The following is a 20,309-nucleotide window of genomic DNA, read 5'->3' as shown; positions in this document are numbered from 1 at the left end:
CGATATAAACCAGAGAGAGAATTTGTCATGGCCGAAGCGGAAGATATGGTGGCGCAAATTGAAGCGTTGAGCGGCAAGCTGGCCGAGGCCAAAGCGTCTATCACCAACCGTTTCATCGGGCAGGACCGGGTTGTGGATCTGACCCTCACCGCACTGCTATGCGGAGGGCACGGGCTGCTGATCGGTTTGCCCGGCTTGGGTAAGACCCGCCTTGTTGAGACCCTCAGCACCGTGATGGGCCTGCATGGCAATCGCGTACAGTTCACTCCCGACTTGATGCCCGCAGATATTCTTGGCTCCGAAGTATTGGACACCGCCGAAGATGGCACACGAGCGTTCCGGTTCATCGAAGGGCCGGTGTTTTGCCAGCTTTTGATGGCCGACGAGATCAACCGCGCCTCGCCGCGGACGCAGTCGGCGTTATTGCAGGCGATGCAAGAAAAGACCGTGACTGTGGCCGGGCAGAACCGTTCCTTGGGCAACCCTTTTCACGTTTTGGCAACGCAGAACCCGATCGAACAAGAAGGCACCTACCCCCTGCCCGAGGCGCAGCTTGACCGTTTCCTGGTGCAGATTGATGTGGCCTACCCCGACCGCGATACCGAACGCGATATCCTGATTGCCACTACGGGCGAGACAGAGGCGCAATCGACGCAAGTTTTCACTGCGGACGAGTTGATCGAGGCACAGCGGTTGCTCCGCCGGATGCCCGTGGGCGATTCTGTGGTTGAGATGATCCTTGATCTGGTCCGTGCCTTCCGCCCCGAAGAAAGCAGTGCAAGCGCCCAGGTGCGGGAAACCGTCGCTTGGGGTCCAGGTCCACGGGCCGCCCAAGCCCTTATGCTGGCCGTGCGGGCAAGGGCACTGTTGGAAGGTCGTTTGGCCCCGTCAGCCGAAGACGTGACCGCAATGGCCCGTCCGGTGCTGAGCCACCGGATGGCCCTGAATTTTGCTGCGCGGGCGCGGGGTGACAGTTTGCAGGCGTTGATTGACGACACGGCCGCAGCCCTTGGCGGGACAAAGGCCGCCGCGTGACACCGCAAACCACCCTCCGCGCCAAGGCCGAAGAACAGGCCGCCCGGCTTCCGGCGCTTTTGGCGCGGGCGGAGCATTTGGCGGGCGCGGTTCTGCTGGGCGCACATGGTCGCAGGCGCGCGGGCCTGGGTGACGATTTCTGGCAGTACAGACCCGCGCAACACGGCGACAGTCGCCGGATGATTGACCACCGCAGATCGGCCATGGGCGATCAGGAATATGTACGCGAACGCGAGTGGCAGATTGCCCAATCGGTGATGCTGTGGGTCGATCAGGGCGCCTCGATGCGCTTTGCCTCGAACAAGGATTTGCCGGACAAGGCAGATCGGGCCCGGCTTTTGGGTCTGGCGCTCTGTATTCTGCTGATCCGAGGCGGTGAACGCGTGGGCCTGACCGGCACCGCCCTGCCGCCGCGCCGGGGCAACCCGCAGGTGCTGCGCCTTGCCGAGATGCTGACGCAAGACGACCCTGCCGATTACAGCCCACCTGAACACCGCGCGATGATACCCCATGCGCGGGCCGTGTTCATTTCTGATTTCATGGGCGATCTCGAAGCGGTCAAGCTGGCGCTGACCAAAGCGGCAGATCGCGGTGTGCGCGGGGTTTTGTATCATGTGCTCGATCCCTCCGAAGAGGCATTCCCCTTCACGGGCCGCACTATTTTCGAAAGCATGGGCGGCACATTGAGCCATGAAACTCTCAAGGCAAATGACCTTAAATCCCGCTATCTGGAGCGGCTCGCCGCCCGCAAGCAGGAGTTGTCGGAGCTTTGCGCCCTGACCGGATGGCAATACGGGCTGCACCATACGGATGCTTCTGCACAATCGGCATTGCTTTGGCTCTACGGGGCGCTTGATGCGCGGCGGGGTGTGGCGACATGACCATTCTGGGCGGCATTGGATTTACCTCTCCATGGATTTTAACGGCGCTGTTGGCCTTGCCGATCTTGTGGTTGCTTCTTCGGGCCGTGCCGCCGGCACCGATCCGGCGCCGCTTTCCGGGTGTCGCACTGCTGCTGGGGTTGAAAGACGACGAAACCGTATCTGATCGCACCCCGTGGTGGCTTTTGCTGCTGCGGATGTTGGCTGTGGCGGCGATCATTTTAGGGTTGGCCGGACCGGTCCTGAACCCCGAAGAGGATCAGGACGCCGGGACCGGCCCATTGCTGATTGTACTCGACGGATCATGGGCTGGCGCAGCACGTTGGCAGCAACAGACCCAAGCCATCGAAGCGCAACTTGTTCGTGCGGGCCGGGCCGAACGCACCGTGGGGATTCTGACCCTGACCCGCCCCGATCAACCGTCCTTTCAATCAGCAGATGTCTGGCGCAACCGGCTTGCCGGATTTGCACCTGCCGCATGGCAACCTGCCCCCACGGTCATAGGCAAAGCCCGCGCAATCATCACAGAACTGCCCGCTTTTGACACGATCTGGTTCAGTGATGCGCTCGATTATCCGGGCCGGGCTGATCTTCTGTCAGATTTGCAGTCAAAGGGGGCTGTCGAGGTATTCCAGACCGCCGCGAACGTCCTGGCCATCGCCCCTGCCACCTATCAAGACAGCGTGGTCAAACTGAATGTTCAACGCGCCTTGGCCGGCCCAGACAGAACCGTGGTGTTGCAGGCCGAAGGACGCGATCCGGCAGGCAATGCCCGTATCCTGGCCACGGCGGAGGCGACATTTGACAGCGGCGCGACCACCGCCGAAGCAGAGCTTTCCTTGCCCGCGGAATTGCGTGCCCGCATCACCGGTTTTGCCATCGCCGGACAGCGATCCGCAGGCGCGATCACATTGGTCGATGACGCCCTGCGCCGCCGCGAGGTAGCCTTGATCGGGGGGCGGAATGATCAAGAGGGGCTGCAACTGCTGTCGCCGCTGCATTACATCGAACAGGCGCTGCAGCCGACAGCTGATTTGATTGATGGGACGCTGACCGATGTTCTGCCCGCCAACCCCGATGTGATTGTGCTGGCCGACATTGCGACCATCTCGGATGCCGAAAACCAGCCTTTGCAGGAATGGATCAACAAGGGGGGTATGTTGGTCCGCTTTGCAGGGCCGCGCATCGCCGCCAGCGACATCAGCCGCATTGACGAAGATCCGCTTATGCCGGTGCGACTGCGGGCTGGCGGGCGCAGCGTCGGCGGCGCGATGAGTTGGGGAGAACCCAAAGCACTGGCCCCGTTCCGCGAGACCTCGCCGTTTTTTGGACTGCGCATTCCGGATGATGTTGTTGTCACCGCTCAGGTCGTGGCGCAACCCGATCCATCCTTGGCCAATCGGGTGATTGCCGCGCTCAGCGATGGTACACCTTTGGTCACGCGCAAGACCGTGGGCCAGGGCCAGATCGTCCTATTCCACGTCACCGCCACGGCGGAATGGTCCACCTTGCCTTTGTCCGGTCTCTTTGTCGAAATGATGGAACGGCTGGCGGTGTCGTCAGCTTCTGCAGCACCCAAGGCCAAGGATTTGGCCGGTACCACATGGACACCGCTGCGGGTGATGGATGGATATGGTGCGTTGTTTGATGCGGGCAATCTGCCCGGTGTAGACGGCGCGGACCTGGTCGCGGCCCCCGCTGGCCCAACACTGCGGCCGGGCGTTTACGGCAGCGGCGACAGCCGCTTGGCCCGCAATGTGTTCACTCAAGACAGTGCTTTGACCCCAGCCAGCTGGCCTGTCAGCGTTCCCGTGCGCGGCTTTGCCGTTGCACCGGAACAGCCGATCGCGGGCCTGCTATTGAGCCTTTCGATCTTGCTGTTATTGGTCGATGTGGTGGCAACCCTGTCCCTGTCCGGCCGCCTCTTGCGCCGAAACGCACCGGCGATGGCGCTGGCCCTTCTGCTTCCGGCATTTGGCTGGACCACCCCGGCCGAGGCGCAGGACAATGGCGACGATTTTGCCCTTGCTGCAACGGTGGACGTATCGCTGGCCCATATAATCACCGGGAACAGGCAACTGGACGACATTGCTTTTGCCGGTTTGCAGGGGTTGTCGGATATCCTGTTTTTCCGCACCTCAGTTGAGCCTGCGCCGCCCACATCCGTCGATCTGGAAGTAGACGAGCTGGCATTTTTCCCAATCCTATATTGGCCGATCACCCCCGATCAGCCGCGCCCGTCCAGCGAAGCCTACGGCAAGCTGAACGCATATCTGCGGTCTGGCGGCTTGATCCTCTTCGACACGCGGGATGCAGATATTTCCCGTTATGGCGCCGCCAGCCCGAATGGCCGGAAACTGCGGGAATTGGCCGCGCCGCTGGATATTCCACCGCTGGAGCCGCTGCCCGTGGATCACGTTCTGACCCGGACCTTTTATCTGCTGCAGGATTTCCCCGGCCGACATTCCAGCCGTGATGTGTGGGTCGAGGCCGCGCCGCCCGATGCCGAACGCATCGAAGGGATGCCATTTAGAAACCTCAATGACGGGGTGACGCCGGTGGTGATCGGCGGGAATGACTGGGCGGCGGCATGGGCTGTGCGCGGTGATGGTGCGCCCTTGTTGCCAGTCGGGCGCGGCTACGCGGGGGAGCGCCAGCGTGAGCTTGCCCATCGCTTCGGCGTTAATCTGGTCATGCATGTGCTGACCGGGAATTATAAATCGGATCAGGTGCATGTGCCTGCCTTGCTGGATCGGTTGGGCCAATGACCGCAACACTTGTTTTTGACCCGTTGATCCCGCTGCCACTGTTGCTGATGGTGATTATGGTGGCCCTCGTGGGGATCATCCTTGCGGTCCTGCGGGGGTTGAACGGCTGGCCATTGCGGGCATTGGCGGCTTTGGTTGTGTTGGGCGCGCTGGCGGGTCCGTCCTATCAACAAGAGGACCGCGCGCCGCTGAATGACATTGTGCTGTTGGTTTCGGATGAAAGCGCCAGCCAAAAACTCGGCACCCGTGCAGGCCAAACCCAAAGGGCGGAAGAAACATTGGCCGCCGCTGTGGCGGCCCGCCCGAACACGGAGTTGCGCCGCATCACTGTGGGCGATGGCGAGGGCGATACCGGAACCGAATTGATGACCGCATTGGCGGAGGCCCTGGCCGAGGAACCTTCTGCGCGGGTGGCGGGTATTCTCGCATTGAGCGACGGGCGCATTCATGACGCGGATTTGCCGGTGGACCTGCCCGCGCCGATGCATCTGATCCTGTCTGGCCAATCCACTGATTGGGACCGCCGGTTAACCGTGCGCAATGCGCCTGCCTTTGCGATTATTGGTGAGCCCGTGACACTCACCTTGCGCATTGACGATCTGGGTGCGGCACCCGCGGGACAGGAATTGGCAGTGTTGGACATCTCAATAGATGGCGAGCCGGCCCAGAGTTTCCGGGTGCCGATCGGTCAGGATCTGGACCTGCCTGTGACCTTGCCCCATGGCGGGCGCAACGTGATCCGGTTTTCGCTACCGCAAGCAGAGGGTGAGCTGACCGACCGCAACAATGCCGCCCTGATCCAGATAAACGGTGTGCGCGACCGGTTGCGGGTTCTGCTGGTCAGCGGCGAGCCGCATCCCGGCGGGCGCACATGGCGCAACCTGCTAAAGTCTGACAGCTCCGTCGATCTGGTGCATTTCACCATCCTGCGCCCACCAGAAAAACAAGACGGGGTGCCGGTGAATGAACTTTCTCTGATCGCCTTTCCCACCCGCGAATTGTTCATGGACAAGATCGACGATTTTGATCTGATCATCTTTGACCGTTATAAGCGGCGCGGCATACTGCCGGCGCTTTATCTGGACAACGTCGCCAATTACATCCGCCAAGGCGGGGCAGTTCTGGTGGCCGCTGGACCTGATTTTGCCAGTGCTGATAGCATTTTCCGATCGCCACTGGGATCGGTATTGCCGGCGACACCGACGGCCCGCGTGCTCGAAGATCCTTATCTGCCGCAAGTCACAGATCTGGGCAAACGCCATCCTGTCACCGTGGACCTGCCCGGCAATGGTGATTGGGGCCGCTGGCTGCGCCAGATTGATGTGGCCGATCCGCAGGGGCATGTGGTTATGGAAGGCATCGACGGGCGGCCCTTGCTGGTGCTGGATCGAGTTGAGGAAGGGCGCGTTGCGCTGCTTGCCTCGGATCACGCATGGCTATGGAGCCGTGGCTACGAGGGCGGCGGGCCGCAACTGGAACTGCTGCGCCGCTTGGCCCACTGGATGATGAAAGAACCCGAGCTTGAAGAAGAAGCCCTCACCGCAACCGCCGAGGGGCAAAACATGCGCATCCTGCGCCGCACCTTGGGCGAAACCGTAGCGCCCGTGACGGTCACCGATCCTGCAGGCAACAGCAGCGAGGTCACAATGACCCAGATAGCCCCCGGCACCTTTGAAGGTAATTTCCAGGGGCCGGAAATTGGCCTCTACCGGTTGGCGAACGGGGAACAAGGTGCGGTGATCGGGCTTGGCCCTGCCGCCCCGCGCGAGTTTGTCGAGACCATTGCGAGTGAAGAAGCGCTACAGCCGGTTGTCTCGGCGCTGCGTGGCGGTGTTGCCCGGATTGAAGATGGCGTGCCGCGCCTGCGCAATGTGCGGGCGGGCCGTCCGGCGGCCGGGCGCGGCTGGGTCGGACTGACACCGCGCGGCGCTTACGAGACCTTGGATGTGCGACAAACCCCGATTCTGCCGCCATGGTTGGTGCTGATTTTGGCAACCGCGCTGATCACCACTGGCTGGCTGAGGGAAGGGCGGAGGTGACAGGCCTTTGCCGCCCTTTGACGATTGCCGATTACGCCGACGCACGGCAGCTTTACGCGGCGCTTTCGACAGGTCACAGTCTGATCAACTTTGAAGACGGCCTCGGCGCATTTGCCGCGTTGCTGAGCTATCCCGGTACAACCGTCATGGGTGCGGCGCATGACGGACGGATCGTGAGCATGGCAACCCTGCATTTGATGCCGAACATGACCTATCATGGACGCCCTTTTGGATTGATCGAAAATGTCGTGACCCTCCCAGACGCGCGTGGGCAAGGATTTGCCCGTGCGGTGATGATGGCACTTGCCGACACCGCGCAAGACGCCAAAGCCTCCAAGATCATGCTATTGACCGGACGGGACAATGACGCCAAGGGATTTTATGAGCGCCTTGGATACAACGCCGATGAAAAGCACGGGATGATCCTACGGCTTGATCGCCCATCCTGATCACAATGACATGGCGGTGTTAAATCGCCCGCAAAAGCAGCGTGAGCGCAATGGCGAAGACCACCGCTCCGGCAAGGGTTTCAACAACCGATGCGACCTGGGCCAGACGGGTGGAACCGGCAAGGCCCGCCAGCAAACCGCCGCGCAGGCCAGAGGCGGCCAAGCCCACTGAGATGGTGATCAACGCCGTTCCAACGGCCATCGCAAAAGCACCCGCAATGCCCAGCGACCCGATGCCCATTTGCCATGTGATGATCAAAACAAAAAGCGCGCCGGTGCAAGGTCGCACCGCGATACCCGCAATCAATGCCAAGGCGGTCCGCAGATCGCCGGCTTGCCCGACCTGGTCCAGTGTTGGGCCATGGGCATGGCCGCAGTGCCCGCACACTTCTGCGCCATGGTCGTGGGCATGATCCTGAGTATGGGTTTCACCGCGCCCAGACATCCGGCGCAAACCGCGCCACAATAGCCAAAGACCGATCAGGGCAATCGCGCCATAGCTGACCGGAGCCATAATCTGTTCTGTAAACCCGATCATGCTGTCCCGGCCAAGGTTCAGGATCAGCACACCGGCATAGACCAAGGCCACCGCTGTCACGGCCTGCCCCAGAGATGCCAGCAGTGCAATCACTGACAGACGCAGCATCGGCACAGCACGGCCAAATCCATACCCGCCGATCAAAACCTTCCCGTGCCCCGGACCCGCCGCATGGGCCAGACCATAGGCAAAACAAGCGCCAAGCAACGCAACAACAGCGCCGCTCTCGCCTGCACGTGCTGCCCTCAAGGCAAGGGCGATGGTGTTTTGAAAACTGCGTTGCTGCGCGGCGGCCCATTGGCCAATGGCATCCACGCCGCCTCCTGCCCACAGCACCAGCAAAAGCAAGATCACCGCAGCGGCGGCCAAACTCAGGATGATGCGCATGTCACGATCACCTTGGTGGCAAACTTTGCGCCGATATCCGGCAGGCCTGCGTCCTCAGGTTGGGTCTGCCTGTCGAGAGCAAACAATTCCTGACGCAATGCATCAAGATCGGCGGTGATGTCGGGCATCGCGATCCGGCTGCGGCATTGATCCGCGCCAGAAAGCTGCACCGGTTGGGTGACTTCATAGGCAGTATAATAGCTGGCATCATAGGGCGTGATTTCATAGTTGCCGCTGCCAGGCTGATCCTGGGTCACATCGCGCCAGTGAGTGGTGATGATCTGACCGTTCTCGAAAGTGGCCCCCACATCCTGCGGCCCTGACAAAGCGAGTTCCTGCCCGGCTTGGGTGATCACCAGATCACCGTTGAACCCCTCCACCCATTGCATGTCAAAGCCAATGAGCTCTGACTGTTCAGCCGGGCTCAGGATCCCATCGCCGTCCGGATCAAGTTCCATGTCCTGGGTGATGAGCAGGGAATAGAACGCATCATAGATCCATGTCACTTTTACCCGTTGCAACCGGCCCTCGGGACCAAAGTCGAGGGCAAGCCCCGTGTCGATAAAGACATGCGGATGTGCACCAAGTGGCTGTGCGATCACCAGCGCCATCAACAATGGGAAAATGCGTTTCATACCTGTGTTCTATCCAGCGCGGCAAAGCGGGGCAATATCTGCAGTCCGCCCTGTCTCGACATGGGCAAGACTCAGCCCAGTATGTATCCAGCCCAAAGCGGGAGAACCGCCAGCGACAAAACGGTTTGCCAAGTCAGGACATCTGCATAAAGGTCAGCATCACCGCCCATCTGCTTGGCCACGATATAGCCATTGGAGGCGGCAGGTGCGGCAAAGACCAATACGCCGGCCAATGTTTGTTCCGGGCTGAGGGACAGCGCTGCGGCGATGGTCGCGAACACCGCGGGAGCCAGCAGAGGCCGCAACACCACCGCTGTGCCCAGCCTCCAATCCCACCGGCCCAGCCGCCGCAAGCTGACGCCGGCACCGACGGCGAGTAAGCCGACGGCCAGGGCCCCTCTGCCGACCATATCGAGGGCTTCGATCACCGGCATTGGCAGGGTGATGCCGCTGAAATAGATGATCAATCCTGCCGCGCAGGCCTGCACCAACGGGTTTTTGGCGACGGTTTTGATCACCTGCGCTGTGCTTGCCGATTGCGGGCCAAATGCCGTGAGAACAATGATGCAGGTGACATTGATCGTCGGGATCAAAAGCGCAATCGCGATGGCGATGACACCAAGTCCGGAGGCGCCCAGGAACTGCTCTGCCGCAGCGAGGGCAACAAAGGCATTCCAGCGGGTGCCTGTCTGAAAGATCGTGGTGAAACCTGGGTTGGCAAGCCGCGCTTGCGGCAACACGCGTAGCATGAGTGCCAGAATGGCAATCACCGCCCAGGTCAGCAAGAACCCCTGCATGACACCGCCGTAAAGGGCAAAGGACAAATCTGTGCGCGACAGGGTCAGGATCAGTACAGCAGGGATCAGCACCCGAAAGCTCAGCGTTTCGATGCCTTTCCAATCCGCTTTTGGCAGCACCTCGCTTTTGGCCAGCAGATACCCCAGGGCGATGATCAGGATCAGCGGAAGAACAGACAGGGCGAGGGACATACAAAGGCTCTTGGTTAGGGGCAGCGTGCCACTGGTGACAGCTGCGCAAAGGTCAGTCCAGCCTGATTTGCACCTGCACGGCCTGCCCCATGGCGTCAATCACCGAAATGCGTGAAAACCCCGGCGATGTCAGCGGCAGAACCACATCGCGGCGGTGCAATCCGGTGACAATCGGTGCCCCGTCTACCAGTATGGTCAAAGGCAATACCCCGGCCCGCAGTTTCAATGAAACCCCATCAAGGCCACGCTGCAAAACCGCGCCATCCGGCGGAAAGGCCACAACGGGGTAGTTTGCGGCCCCGGCAAACACCGCGTCGCGGGGTCGGAACCTTTGCAGGGGCGCGGGCAAGGACGCGGTGCTGACGATCAGGGTTTCGGGCGGCGGTCCAGGCAAGGGATCGGGGGCGGTTTTCAGACGGCCAAAGGCCTCGAACAGGATCGGGGCGGCCAGATCACCGCCAAAGACCCCCGGCACCGGCGTGCCATCCGGCCGGCCAAGCCAGACGCCAATCACATGTGCCCCGTCAAACCCGATCGCCCATGCATCCCGGTGCCCGTAGGAGGTGCCTGTCTTATAGGCGATCTGCCTGGCACGTGCGGCCGCGCCGTTTGGCGGCGTGATGCTGGCCAAGATATGGGAAACCTGCCATGCGGCAGCGCGGGTCATCATGCGCCGCTGGGACTGTTGCGCACCGCCTTGCAATGCATAAAGCTGCGCAGCCCGACCGCCCTGCGGCAGCGCCCCGTAGAGTTGCACCAAATCCGTCAGCGTGAGGCCCACACCGCCCAGCGCCACGGCCAACCCCGGCTTGCCCTGCAAATGCGGCACCGCACCGCCCGCCCGTAGGCCCGCCATCAACCGCGCCGCGCCCAGCTCTTGAGTGAGCAGGACAGGCGGGATGTTGAGAGACAATTGCAGCGCCTCGCGCACCGTCAACTCGCCGCGAAACTGACCGTCGAAATTCTGGGGCGCGTAGCGGCCAAAAGCCACGGGAGCGTCGTTGATCAGCGTGTCGGGATGTGCCAGACCCTGATCAAAGGCCAATCCATAGACAAAAGGTTTGAGGGTCGATCCCGGTGAACGGATCGCGCGGGTCATATCGACAAACCCCGCGGCGCCGCCCCCTGCAGAATATCGCGGCGATCCCACCGAGGCCAGTATCGCGCCGGTGCGGTGATCGGCCACCAATATCGCCGCTGATACGCCGCGTGGCTGGCCCCGGACCGCATGGCCGGCCAGCGCTTCGAGTTGGGTTTGCAACCGGGCATCCAGCGTCAGGTCGAACCGTTGCCGCAAAGGGTCTTCCGCCGCGATCCGATCTGTCAGATGCGGCGCTAATCGGACAAAGGGCACCATCTTGCTTGGCAGTTTTAACAGATGGACACCAGCGGCGGGCTGGGTGCGCTGCAGCACGCGGGTGCGGGCCGCAGCGGCGCGGGCCGGGTGGCGGTCGGGGCGGCGGGCCTCAGGCGCTTGTGGTAGGGCCACCAACAAGGCCGCCTCTGCCATGGTCAAACGCGCCGGTTCCTTGCCAAACCAAGCCAGCGATCCGGCACGGACCCCTTCAACCGCACCGCCATAGGGCGCATGCAGGAGATACAGAGACAGGATCTGGTCCTTGTCCAACTGCCGTTCCAGCGCCAGTGCCAGCCGAATTTGCCGCAGTTTGCCCTGCCAACGCCCGGTGCCGGAATTTTCCAACAACCGTGCCACCTGCATTGTCAGGGTCGACCCGCCGGATACGATCTCGCCTTGCCATAAGGCCTGGCTTGCCGCGCGCAGCATTGCCAGGGGATCAACCCCGCTATGCCGATAAAACCGCTTGTCCTCATAGCGCAGCAACATGGAAATAAACTCTGGATCCACCTGATCCAGAGCCACCGCCAGCCGCACCCGGCCATCCTCAACAGGAAATACCCGCATCAATGCGCCGTGTCGGTCCCGTACTTCGGCGGAAGTCTCGACCAAGACCGGCGGCACAGCCGTCCCGTCAACCCAAGCGTCAAATCCGTCACGCAGACCCGCACCAAGGCCCAATAACCCAACAAGGGCAAAAAGGCCAAAGCGGCGGATCATGGCAGAACGGTCAACGTGCCGCTGGCGGTCGTCGCGCGGTATTCGGGGCGGTACATGTCTTCGACCAAAGCCGCCGGGTGATGGTATTGCCCCGGTGTCACCGCCCGCACGATATAGGCCAGTTGGAACGGCTCTGCTTTGCGGTGATTAACGGCGGCAATGAACCGGTCACTGCGGAACTCGGCGTTTTCGGCAGGTTTGGTGCTCAGCCAGCTTAACGCGCCGATCTCGCCGCTGCGCAGCAGGTTGGGGTTGTCTATCTCAAGCCCGGCGGGCAAGGGATCGTCAACGATCAGGCGTGCACCGATATCCTCAAACGGGGTCACTTCGATCACGACGACCATCCGTTCTCCGGTCTGCACTGCCCCCTCGACCAGATTGCCGTCCATAGTGAAATAGCGCCGCGTCATGCTATAGCCATAACCGCCCGCCTCTGGCGCGACCTCGGGGACGCCAAAGGCGGTCAGGGTCACATCCATTGCCACATCACTGGCATTGCGGATCTTGGAGGATATCGGTGCAGCGTCGATCAATCGCTTTACCAACGGGCCAGCAACCGCTGCGCCATCCACCTCCAGCCCCGAAACTGCTTGCGGGCCGGTCAGGGCATGGGCCGCCAGCACAACCTGAGCCGCTTCTTGTGTGGACAAGCGGCCCGTCTCACGGCGGGTCCAACTGATCAAGGTTGCCGGATCAATAGCAGCGCTTCCGGCTTCGGCGCTGAGCTTGAGCACCGCCGCCGTGTCCCGCAGGTTGGTGCCATAATCATCGCGCCAGCCTTGGCGCCTGTCACGATCCCGCAACAACAGCAATCCTGCCTTGCGGAACATCATATCAGCCCGCACCGGATCACCATAGGCGGCCAGCGCCGCACCCAATTGCGCCGCAGCCAGCGGCGTTCCGAAGTCATCGGCCTTGGTGTCCGCATAGTAGCGCAGATCGCCCATCTGCGCCGCGCCCTCACGGGCCAACACCAACAGGGCGTAAGCCACGTCTTCGCCGCCCGCATCGAAATCGGGGGCATAATTGATCCGGTTGCGCAGGTTGTCCATCGCCAGCGAGAAGGCCAGATCCGGCACTGCATGCCCCTCATGCCGCGCCCGCGACAGGAAATCGGTGACATAGGCATCCAGCCAGAAGTCACCCGATTGCGCACGCCACAATCCAAAGGCACCGTTACTGGCCTGCCGGTTCAGCACCCGTTCAATGGCTTTGCCGATCTTGTCATTGATCCGCGCGGGTTCCCCCAAACCTGCCGATTGCGCGACCGAGCTGAGATACAGCAGTGGCATCGCGCTTGAGGTGACCTGTTCGGTGCATCCGTAAGGGTAGCGGTCAAGCTGGCGGAGCAAGCCGGGCACATCAAACCGCGCCAAGGGTCCAGCCGTCAGCGTGGCCGACGCGGTGCCCGGGCGCAGGCCCGCGAACACATTGCCATCAAAGGTGAAGGTTTCACCTTGGCCCAGCGAGAACTGACGCGTGACTGCCACTTCCGGATCATTGATGCGCACCGGCACAGTCAGCACTTTGCGCAATTCCTTACCGTCCGGCGTGGTGAGCGAAACGGTAATCAGGTGATCGCCAATCTCGCGCCCGGTGACCGGCACATTGATGCGCAGGCTGCCTTTTTCAGGCAGGGTCACATTCGCAGGTAAGTCACCCAAGGAGAGACCTGCGTCTGCAAAGGCTTGCAGTGACATCTGCCCTGCTGACCCTTCGGCATGGACCAACTCCAACAACATCCGGCTTTGATCGCCCGGGGCAAGGAACCGCGGCAGGGAGGCCGTGACCACAACCGGATCGCGGGCGACCACATCGGCAGAGGCTTCCCCAACCCCGCTGGGAGACCATGCCACCGCCATTAACTTGATTGTGCCGTTAAAGGCAGGGCGAATGATCTCAACCTCGGCGCGGCCATCGGGGCCAACCGTGATCGGACCTGTGAAAAACGCCATCAGCTCTTCGGTCGGGGGCGGCGATTGTACCTGGGCGCTGGCGGCGGCATCCCCGCCGGATCTGACCGTGCCAAGCGCCCCGTTCATCCCATCAATCAAGCGGCCATAGATGTCGCGCATTTCGACACCCAAGCGGCGCTGGCCAAAATAGTGATCGCTTGCATCCGGGGCTCTGAACCCAGTGAGATTCAAAATGCCCACGTCCACTGCGGCCAGCGTCACATAGGCGGTCTCGCCCGGTTGCACGCCCTCGACCTGCACAGCGGCGCGCAGGGTGCCGGCCTGCCCATCTACCACCTTTGGCGCGTCCAGACTGACGGACAGTGCCCGCTTTCCGGGGCGCACCGAGGCATGGGCGAGACCAAGACTGCGGGCGGGGTTCAGGCCGGCGGCTTCGTCCATGCCGCGCAGCAAGGACACGGTGACATAAGCGCCGCTGCCCCAAGCATCCGTCACAGTGAGCGGGATCATGTTCTCCCCCGCGTTCACCATCACCGCCTTGCGTTCGATCACCCGGTTGGACAGCACAGATACAAGCGCAACACCCCCGGTTTTTGCAGCAACGCGCAGGCGCACCGGATCACCGACAGCGTAGCTTTCGGCATCAAGCGACATCTCAAGCCGGTCTGGCGTGTCGGTTGATCCATCTCCGCCATACCAGCCGGAATAGAACGCAACCGAGGCGGCGGCGTAATCACTGCCGATCCGCTCCACGACCAGCTCATATTCGCCCCATTCAGTTGGCGCGGATACTGATACAGGCTCTGCACCCAGCGTGACCTCACCAGTAGCGGCACGGGTGCGACGGGTTGTCGGCTCCCATTCCCAGTTGCCGTAAAGCTGATACCACTGATAACGGGTCTCGACCTTGTTCAGGGTCCAGCGCACCTGCATTGGCATCGCTTGTGCTTGCGAACCCAGGGCGATCAGGTCAAACGCCGCTTCGCTGCCTTCTGCCAGAACATCCTCAAACAATGGCTTGATGCCAATCATCGGCATGTCGCTGACCACCGCATTGGTCAGGCGGCGTTCGACCGGACGGCCTGATCCTTCGGCGACCCGAAGGATTATCTCGGCCTCCATCGGCAGTCCTGGATCTTGTTCCAGCTTCGGCAGTGTCAGCGGCAGAACCGCCTTGCCTGCCGCATCAGTGACGGCATTGCCGATAAAACGGGTTTGGGTACGGAACGCGCTGTCATGGCGGCCAAAGCGATAGCCCGGCCAACCGTCAATCCCGCGCTTGGCCCGCAGGCGCACGTCCCCTTCAACGTCCAGATTGGCCCCCGGCGCGCCAAAGAGATAGTCCACCTGAACATTGAGCGACGGCGATGATGTCAGGCGCAATGGACTGTCCGGCAGGGACAGGTCGAAATCAATCCGCTCTGGCAAGAAGTCTTCGACCAGCACGGTCTGGCTGGCCAATGCGGGCTCTGTTGTATCGGTCAGTATGTCAATCCGCCAAGCGCCGCGCGGCACATCCGCCCCTAAGGGCAATGCAAAAACATGACCGCCCGCCTTCGCATCACTGCTGAGGCTGCGGCTGTATTCCACACCGTCGGGTCGTTTGAGGATCGCGGTCACTGGCAGCTCATCAATCGCCTGCGCCTGTGCATCACGGGTCAGGACGGTGGCATAGATCGTCTCGCCCACGCGGTAGGCGCCGCGATCTGTGGTCATGAACACATCAATGGGCGGAGCGGGTGGATGCCCCTCGACACCCCGGTCGGACAGGTCAAAGGCGGGATCGGTCAAAGGCAGGAATGCAACATCATGCGAGCCGTCTTCCGCCATCAACAATGCCGGGGCAGATCCACCATTGCCGCGACTGAGCCCGGCAGGAAACTGGGCGAACCCGCTTGAATCGGTGGTGGCCTTTCCAAGCACGGCATTGGCGCGGGAAATCAGGCTCAGCTCGATACCGGCGCGGGGCTCTGCGTCGGTCAGGCGGCGCACGGCGACATGCAGGCCGTCCACACCCGACAGGGTGGAAATGCCAAGATCGGACAAGACAAACCATTGGGTCGCGGCGGGATTGTCATAGGGATCCTGCCCCGGCACCGAGGCGCTGAGCGTGTATATCCCAGCAGGCTGTTGGCCAAGGATATCGCCCAAAGGCAGACGGGTGGTCATGTCCACGTTGAGGTTGTTCTGGACCGTGCCGGTGCCTTCCCAGATATCCTGCGCCAATGTCTGAGAGAACTGGTCGTCTTCATATTTGCTGAGCGGCCGTCCAAAATAGCTTTCGCGGATCGCCCGCACCAGGTTGCGGTCGCTGACCCGGCGCAACTTGAGGTCCAATGTGTCTACGTTCACTGTCTCGACCGGAATGCCCGCCTTTTCGGATCGCGGCAACACATAGGCCCGCCCGCCAAACCTGACTTGCGGGGACCGGTCCCGCACGTAAAGCCGCAACCGTACATCTCGGTGCAGGGCTTCACCGCTGGCGGAGGGCAGGCCTTCGCGCAGGGTCACGTCATATCGGGCACCATGTTCCACCCCGTCGATGCATAGCTGGTTCCCATCTGACTGCACCGCCAGCCCGCGCCCTTCAACGCGCACAAAGGGGTCGTAATCGACACCGACCTGGACGAGTTTCTCTGAAAACTCCGTACAGATCCGCGGCGCAGCGGCGTTATTGTCAACGCGGTGTTCAACAACGCGAAACCCGTACTTCCCGATGGCATCTTCAAGGGCCGCCTCAAGATCGTCCCGCGGCGCGATGGAGAGCGCAAGGCGCAATGCCGGGATCATGTCCCGGCCACGGCGGCTTACTTCCAAGGCGCGAGACATGGCTTCAAGGGCATTCACCTGAATGGCCGGGGTTTGTGCCCGCAAATAGGCGTTCACGGCGGCTTTCAGTGCTTCACGGCGAAACTGCCGTTTCTTGCCGCTGGCCTGCGTGGCGTCTGCCTGTTTCAGCGACAGGTCCGCAACCCGAACCCAGATATCGCCCCGATCTGTCAACGCGGCGGCCCGGCTGGCCCAAAGCAGCGCCGAGTTTGTATTCCCACCCTGCTCTGCCAGCGTCATCGCACCGATCAGCTCCTCTGCGGTTTCATCCGAAAAGGTGAACCGCCGGGCATTGTCCAAGACTTGCAGCCGGGCGTTGCCAAAATCATTCTGCCGCAAGAAATCCAACGCGCCTGTGCGGGCCGATTGCATGGCCAACGCAGCGGGATCGGTCGCCACTTTTCGGGCAGACATGGCCCCGACATAGGGTTGCCGGTCAGACAGGGCAGACTTGGGGAAACATGCGTGGGAGCGGGTGTTGAACGTGAAAGCGACGCATGTGTCTTGGGCGCTGCACGCCCGTTCGCAAGCCGCTTGCGTGGTATCAAAGAGATTGGTCAGATCGGCACCATAAAAATCCACATCCCGCGTGAAGAGGTAACGATGATCAGGCAGCGCATCTTGCCCCCGTGCCGGTGCGGCAAGGGCCGCAATGCAAACGATCAAACTCTTCAACAGGCGCAAACGCAGCATCACAATCTCCTTCAGAAATGCCGCAAAGGTGCCACGGGCCATGAAATCAGACAAGTCTGCCGCAAACCTTAAGCGGATGTTCACCCTGATTGCGCAGTCTGCGCCCGAACACGGAAACATGGCGGAGCGGCGGATGAGCCTTGCCAGCAAACTGACCGAAGAGCGGCGCAGCAGGCTCGCGGCGGAGCGGATGCTTGAGCTTAAGAAAGCCGAGCTTTTTGCCGCCAATCGCAAGTTGGGCCGACATGCCCAGCAGCTGAGCGAGGAGATCGTCGAAACCCGCGCCGAGGTGGAAAGCATCCGGGGCGAGAACCAGCGGGTCAAGTCCGACCTGAGTGCCGCCAATCAACGCATCGCCATCACCGAAAGGCGACTGTGGTATTCCATTGAAACGATCAAGGACGGCTTTGCCTTTTTCAATGGCGACAACGAGATGATCATGGCAAACCGCGCCTATCTGAACGTGTTTGACGGGCTTGAGGTGGTCAAACCGGGCGTCAACTACATCACCATCCTGCAAGTGCTCACCGATGAGGGTATCGTGAACACCGGCGATCTGCCCGCCCGTGCCTGGCGCAAGATGATGACGGATCGATTGCATTCGACAGACCCGGATCCGGTGATCATCAAGTTGTGGAACGGGGCGTCGATCAAGCTGCATGACCAACGCGGACCGGGGGGCGATATGGTCTCGCTTGGCCTCGATATCACGGCCACGGTTGCCTATGAGAAAAAGCTCAAAGAGGCCCGCGCCATTGCCGAAAGTGCGAACCGCGCCAAATCGGCGTTTCTGGCCAATATGAGCCATGAGATACGCACGCCGATGAACGGTGTGGTTGGCATGGCCGAGGTGCTGGCCGATACCGAACTGGACGCCGAACAACAGCTTTATGTTCAGACGATCAAGAACTCGGGCGAAGCACTCCTGGTGATTATCAATGACGTGTTGGACTATTCCAAGATCGAAGCCAAAAGGCTGGATCTGCACCCTGAGCCCTTTGATCTGGAACGCGCCATTCAAGAGGTGTTGATGTTGTTGCAACCTTCGGTGCGGGACAAGGGGCTGCGAACGGCACTGGACTATGATCTGTTCTTGCCAAGCCAATTGATCGGCGATCCGGGGCGCATTCGGCAGGTGTTGACCAACCTGATTGGCAATGCTGTGAAATTCACCGCACAGGGGCATATTCTGGTCCGTGTGACCGGTGTCGTCGATGAGGATGCAAAAACCGCGCAGGTGCACATCGTGATCGAAGACACCGGGATCGGCATTCCCGCCGATATGGTCGATCACATCTTTGGGGAATTCAATCAGGTTGAAAACGAACGCAACCGGCAGTTTGACGGGACAGGGCTGGGCCTCGCGATCTCGCAACGGTTGGTGGAAATGATGGGCGGCGACATATGGGTGACGTCCGAGGAAGGCAATGGTTCGTGCTTTGGCGTGAAACTGCCAATGGTCCCGCAGGCCGCATCCATGGCGGCTGGCTTTGCCCGCCCTGCGGATCTGCGCAACGTCCTGATTGTCGATGACGTCGACATTCACCGCACCATTCTGGAACGGCAACTGACACAACTGGGTTTGACTGTCACATCCTGCGCCAGCGGCAAGGAGGCTTTGGCCTGTTTTGGACCGGAGATTGATCTGCTGATCACCGATCACAACATGCCGAATATGGACGGTTTTGAACTATGCGCGGCCCTGCGGGAACAGGGCCTCCCCGTGCCGATCCTTTTGTGTTCCGATCACCCTGCCGATGCCCTTATCGATCCGTCGGCACCGCTGGTCCAAGGGATTTTGCCCAAACCGCTGCCGCGTGCGGCGTTGCTCGATCAATTGACAAAATTGCATTCCGAACCGGATCACGGACCGCCAGCGATTTCTATCCTCCCACGCGTGATGCGCATTCTGGCGGCTGAAGACAACAAGACCAACCAATTGGTGTTTCGCAAAATGATCAAGGATCTGAACATCGACCTGACATTTGCCAGCAACGGTGAAGAAGCTGTGGAGTTGTTCCAGAGCATTGTGCCGGATCTGGTGTTTATGGATATTTCCATGCCCAAAATGGACGGAAAGGAAGCCACCGCCGCAATCCGCCAATTGGAATCCGGAACCGGGCAGCGTGTGCCGATCATCTCAATGACCGCCCATGCCATGGCCGGAGATGACAGGGTTTTGATTGAGGCGGGCATGGATCATTATCTGACCAAGCCCTTGCGAAAGCCGCAAATTCTTGAGCAAATCGAAGCGGTCTGGACGGCAGATCTTGCCCCGCTCCACCCCCCTCAGGATGATGGGTAAGGCCGCACGAACACCGGTTTATCGGGCGTCGATGCGGCCTCTTGCCAGGCATAGCCACCGATATCAAAGTCGCGGATTGCGTCGGCCTCGGTGAGCCGGTTCTGCACAATGAATCGCGCCATGGCACCACGTGCCTTTTTGGCAAAAAAGCTGACGATCTTGGGCCCTTTGCCGTCGCCCTTGTCCTCCATGAATTGCGGTGTGATCACCCGCAGTTTCAGGGCCTTTGGGGCCACCGCGCCAAAATATTCCTGACTGGCGCAATTGATCAGCACATCCGTTCCAACCTGTTCAGCCTGCGCATTCAGCGCCTTTGACAGCCCGTCACGCCAATAGTCATAGAGGTTCGCACCCCGCCGGGTTTTGAGCCGACTGCCCATTTCCAGACGGTAAGGTTGGATCGCATCCAAGGGGCGCAATACACCATAAAGGCCCGACAGAATACGCAGATGCTCCTGCGCCCATGCCATTTCATCGGCGTCCAGACTCGCAGCCTCCAGCCCCTGATAGGTATCACCGGCAAAGGCCAGCGCTGCAGGCCGGGTGGTCTTGTCAGATGGTTCCGATTCAAAGGCATTGAACCGGTCACGGTTAAGCCGAGCCAGATCATCGCTGAGATCCATCAAACCTTTGAGTTTGCCCAAAGTCAGGTTGCGGGCGGTCTTGGCCAGCCGCACGGCATCATCCTGAAAATCGGGCTGCGTTGTTGTCACGTCCCGCTCTGCCCAATCCAGCCTTTTGGCCGGAGAAATCACCACCAACATAGAA

12 protein-coding genes are annotated in these 20,309 nt (G+C 61.1%); 6 read left to right on the top strand and 6 right to left on the bottom strand.

Translation table 11 applies throughout. The features are described 5' to 3' along the window. Positions 1–27: 27 nt before the first annotated feature. Genes JNX03_RS14400 through JNX03_RS14380 form a run of 5 tightly spaced genes read left to right on the top strand, consistent with a single transcriptional unit; the run spans position 28 to position 7,172 of the window. Positions 28–1,035, top strand: a complete 1,008-nt coding sequence (locus JNX03_RS14400) for an AAA family ATPase (RefSeq protein WP_203209709.1) — start codon at positions 28–30, stop codon at positions 1,033–1,035. Further along, entirely contained in the window at positions 1,032–1,916 is an 885-nt protein-coding gene (locus JNX03_RS14395) for a DUF58 domain-containing protein (protein ID WP_203209708.1), read from the top strand. Before JNX03_RS14400 ends, JNX03_RS14395 begins: the two co-directional genes overlap by 4 nt. After that, a complete protein-coding gene (locus tag JNX03_RS14390; RefSeq protein WP_203209707.1) occupies positions 1,913–4,684 on the top strand; it encodes a DUF4159 domain-containing protein in 2,772 nt (923 codons plus the stop codon). The genes JNX03_RS14395 and JNX03_RS14390 overlap by 4 nt, the downstream gene beginning before the upstream one ends. Further along, positions 4,681–6,723: a hypothetical protein gene (locus JNX03_RS14385; RefSeq protein ID WP_203209706.1), complete on the top strand. Its 2,043-nt coding sequence runs from the start codon at positions 4,681–4,683 to the stop codon at positions 6,721–6,723. Before JNX03_RS14390 ends, JNX03_RS14385 begins: the two co-directional genes overlap by 4 nt. Continuing rightward, positions 6,720–7,172 carry a GNAT family N-acetyltransferase gene (locus JNX03_RS14380; RefSeq protein ID WP_217621278.1) on the top strand — a complete coding sequence of 151 codons (453 nt, stop codon included), beginning with the start codon at positions 6,720–6,722 and terminating at the stop codon, positions 7,170–7,172. The genes JNX03_RS14385 and JNX03_RS14380 overlap by 4 nt, the downstream gene beginning before the upstream one ends. 19 nt (positions 7,173–7,191) lie before the next feature. Here the strand turns inward: JNX03_RS14380 and JNX03_RS14375 are convergent, their stop codons facing one another. From JNX03_RS14375 to JNX03_RS14355, 5 genes are all read right to left on the bottom strand, one after another. Then, entirely contained in the window at positions 7,192–8,097 is a 906-nt protein-coding gene (locus tag JNX03_RS14375; RefSeq protein WP_203209704.1) for a nickel/cobalt transporter, read from the bottom strand. Beyond that, positions 8,082–8,732 (bottom strand): DUF1007 family protein, encoded by a 651-nt coding sequence (locus tag JNX03_RS14370; protein WP_203209703.1) that lies wholly within the window; start codon positions 8,730–8,732, stop codon positions 8,082–8,084. The genes JNX03_RS14375 and JNX03_RS14370 overlap by 16 nt, the downstream gene beginning before the upstream one ends. A 71-nt stretch (positions 8,733–8,803) precedes the next feature. After that, on the bottom strand, positions 8,804–9,721 hold the full coding sequence (locus JNX03_RS14365) for an AEC family transporter (protein WP_203209702.1): 918 nt from the start codon (positions 9,719–9,721) through the stop codon (positions 8,804–8,806). Between the two features lie 52 nt (positions 9,722–9,773). Continuing rightward, positions 9,774–11,798: a penicillin-binding protein 1C gene (pbpC, locus tag JNX03_RS14360; protein WP_203209701.1), complete on the bottom strand. Its 2,025-nt coding sequence runs from the start codon at positions 11,796–11,798 to the stop codon at positions 9,774–9,776. Then, on the bottom strand, positions 11,795–17,236 hold the full coding sequence (locus JNX03_RS14355; protein ID WP_203209700.1) for an alpha-2-macroglobulin family protein: 5,442 nt from the start codon (positions 17,234–17,236) through the stop codon (positions 11,795–11,797). Before JNX03_RS14355 ends, pbpC begins: the two co-directional genes overlap by 4 nt. A gap of 133 nt (positions 17,237–17,369) precedes the next feature. Between JNX03_RS14355 and JNX03_RS14350 the strand changes: the two genes are divergently transcribed. After that, entirely contained in the window at positions 17,370–19,541 is a 2,172-nt protein-coding gene (locus JNX03_RS14350; protein WP_203212255.1) for a response regulator, read from the top strand. Here the strand turns inward: JNX03_RS14350 and yaaA are convergent. Further along, positions 19,526–20,305 carry a peroxide stress protein YaaA gene (yaaA, locus tag JNX03_RS14345; protein ID WP_203209699.1) on the bottom strand — a complete coding sequence of 260 codons (780 nt, stop codon included), beginning with the start codon at positions 20,303–20,305 and terminating at the stop codon, positions 19,526–19,528. The two genes, JNX03_RS14350 and yaaA, sit on opposite strands and share 16 nt — an antisense overlap. Between the last annotated feature and the right edge of the window lie 4 nt (positions 20,306–20,309).

Source organism: Sulfitobacter mediterraneus, assembly GCF_016801775.1.
Lineage (GTDB): Bacteria > Pseudomonadota > Alphaproteobacteria > Rhodobacterales > Rhodobacteraceae > Sulfitobacter > Sulfitobacter mediterraneus_A.
Note: the sequence above shows the minus strand (reverse complement) of the source record. Positions and strands in the feature narration are given on the sequence as shown.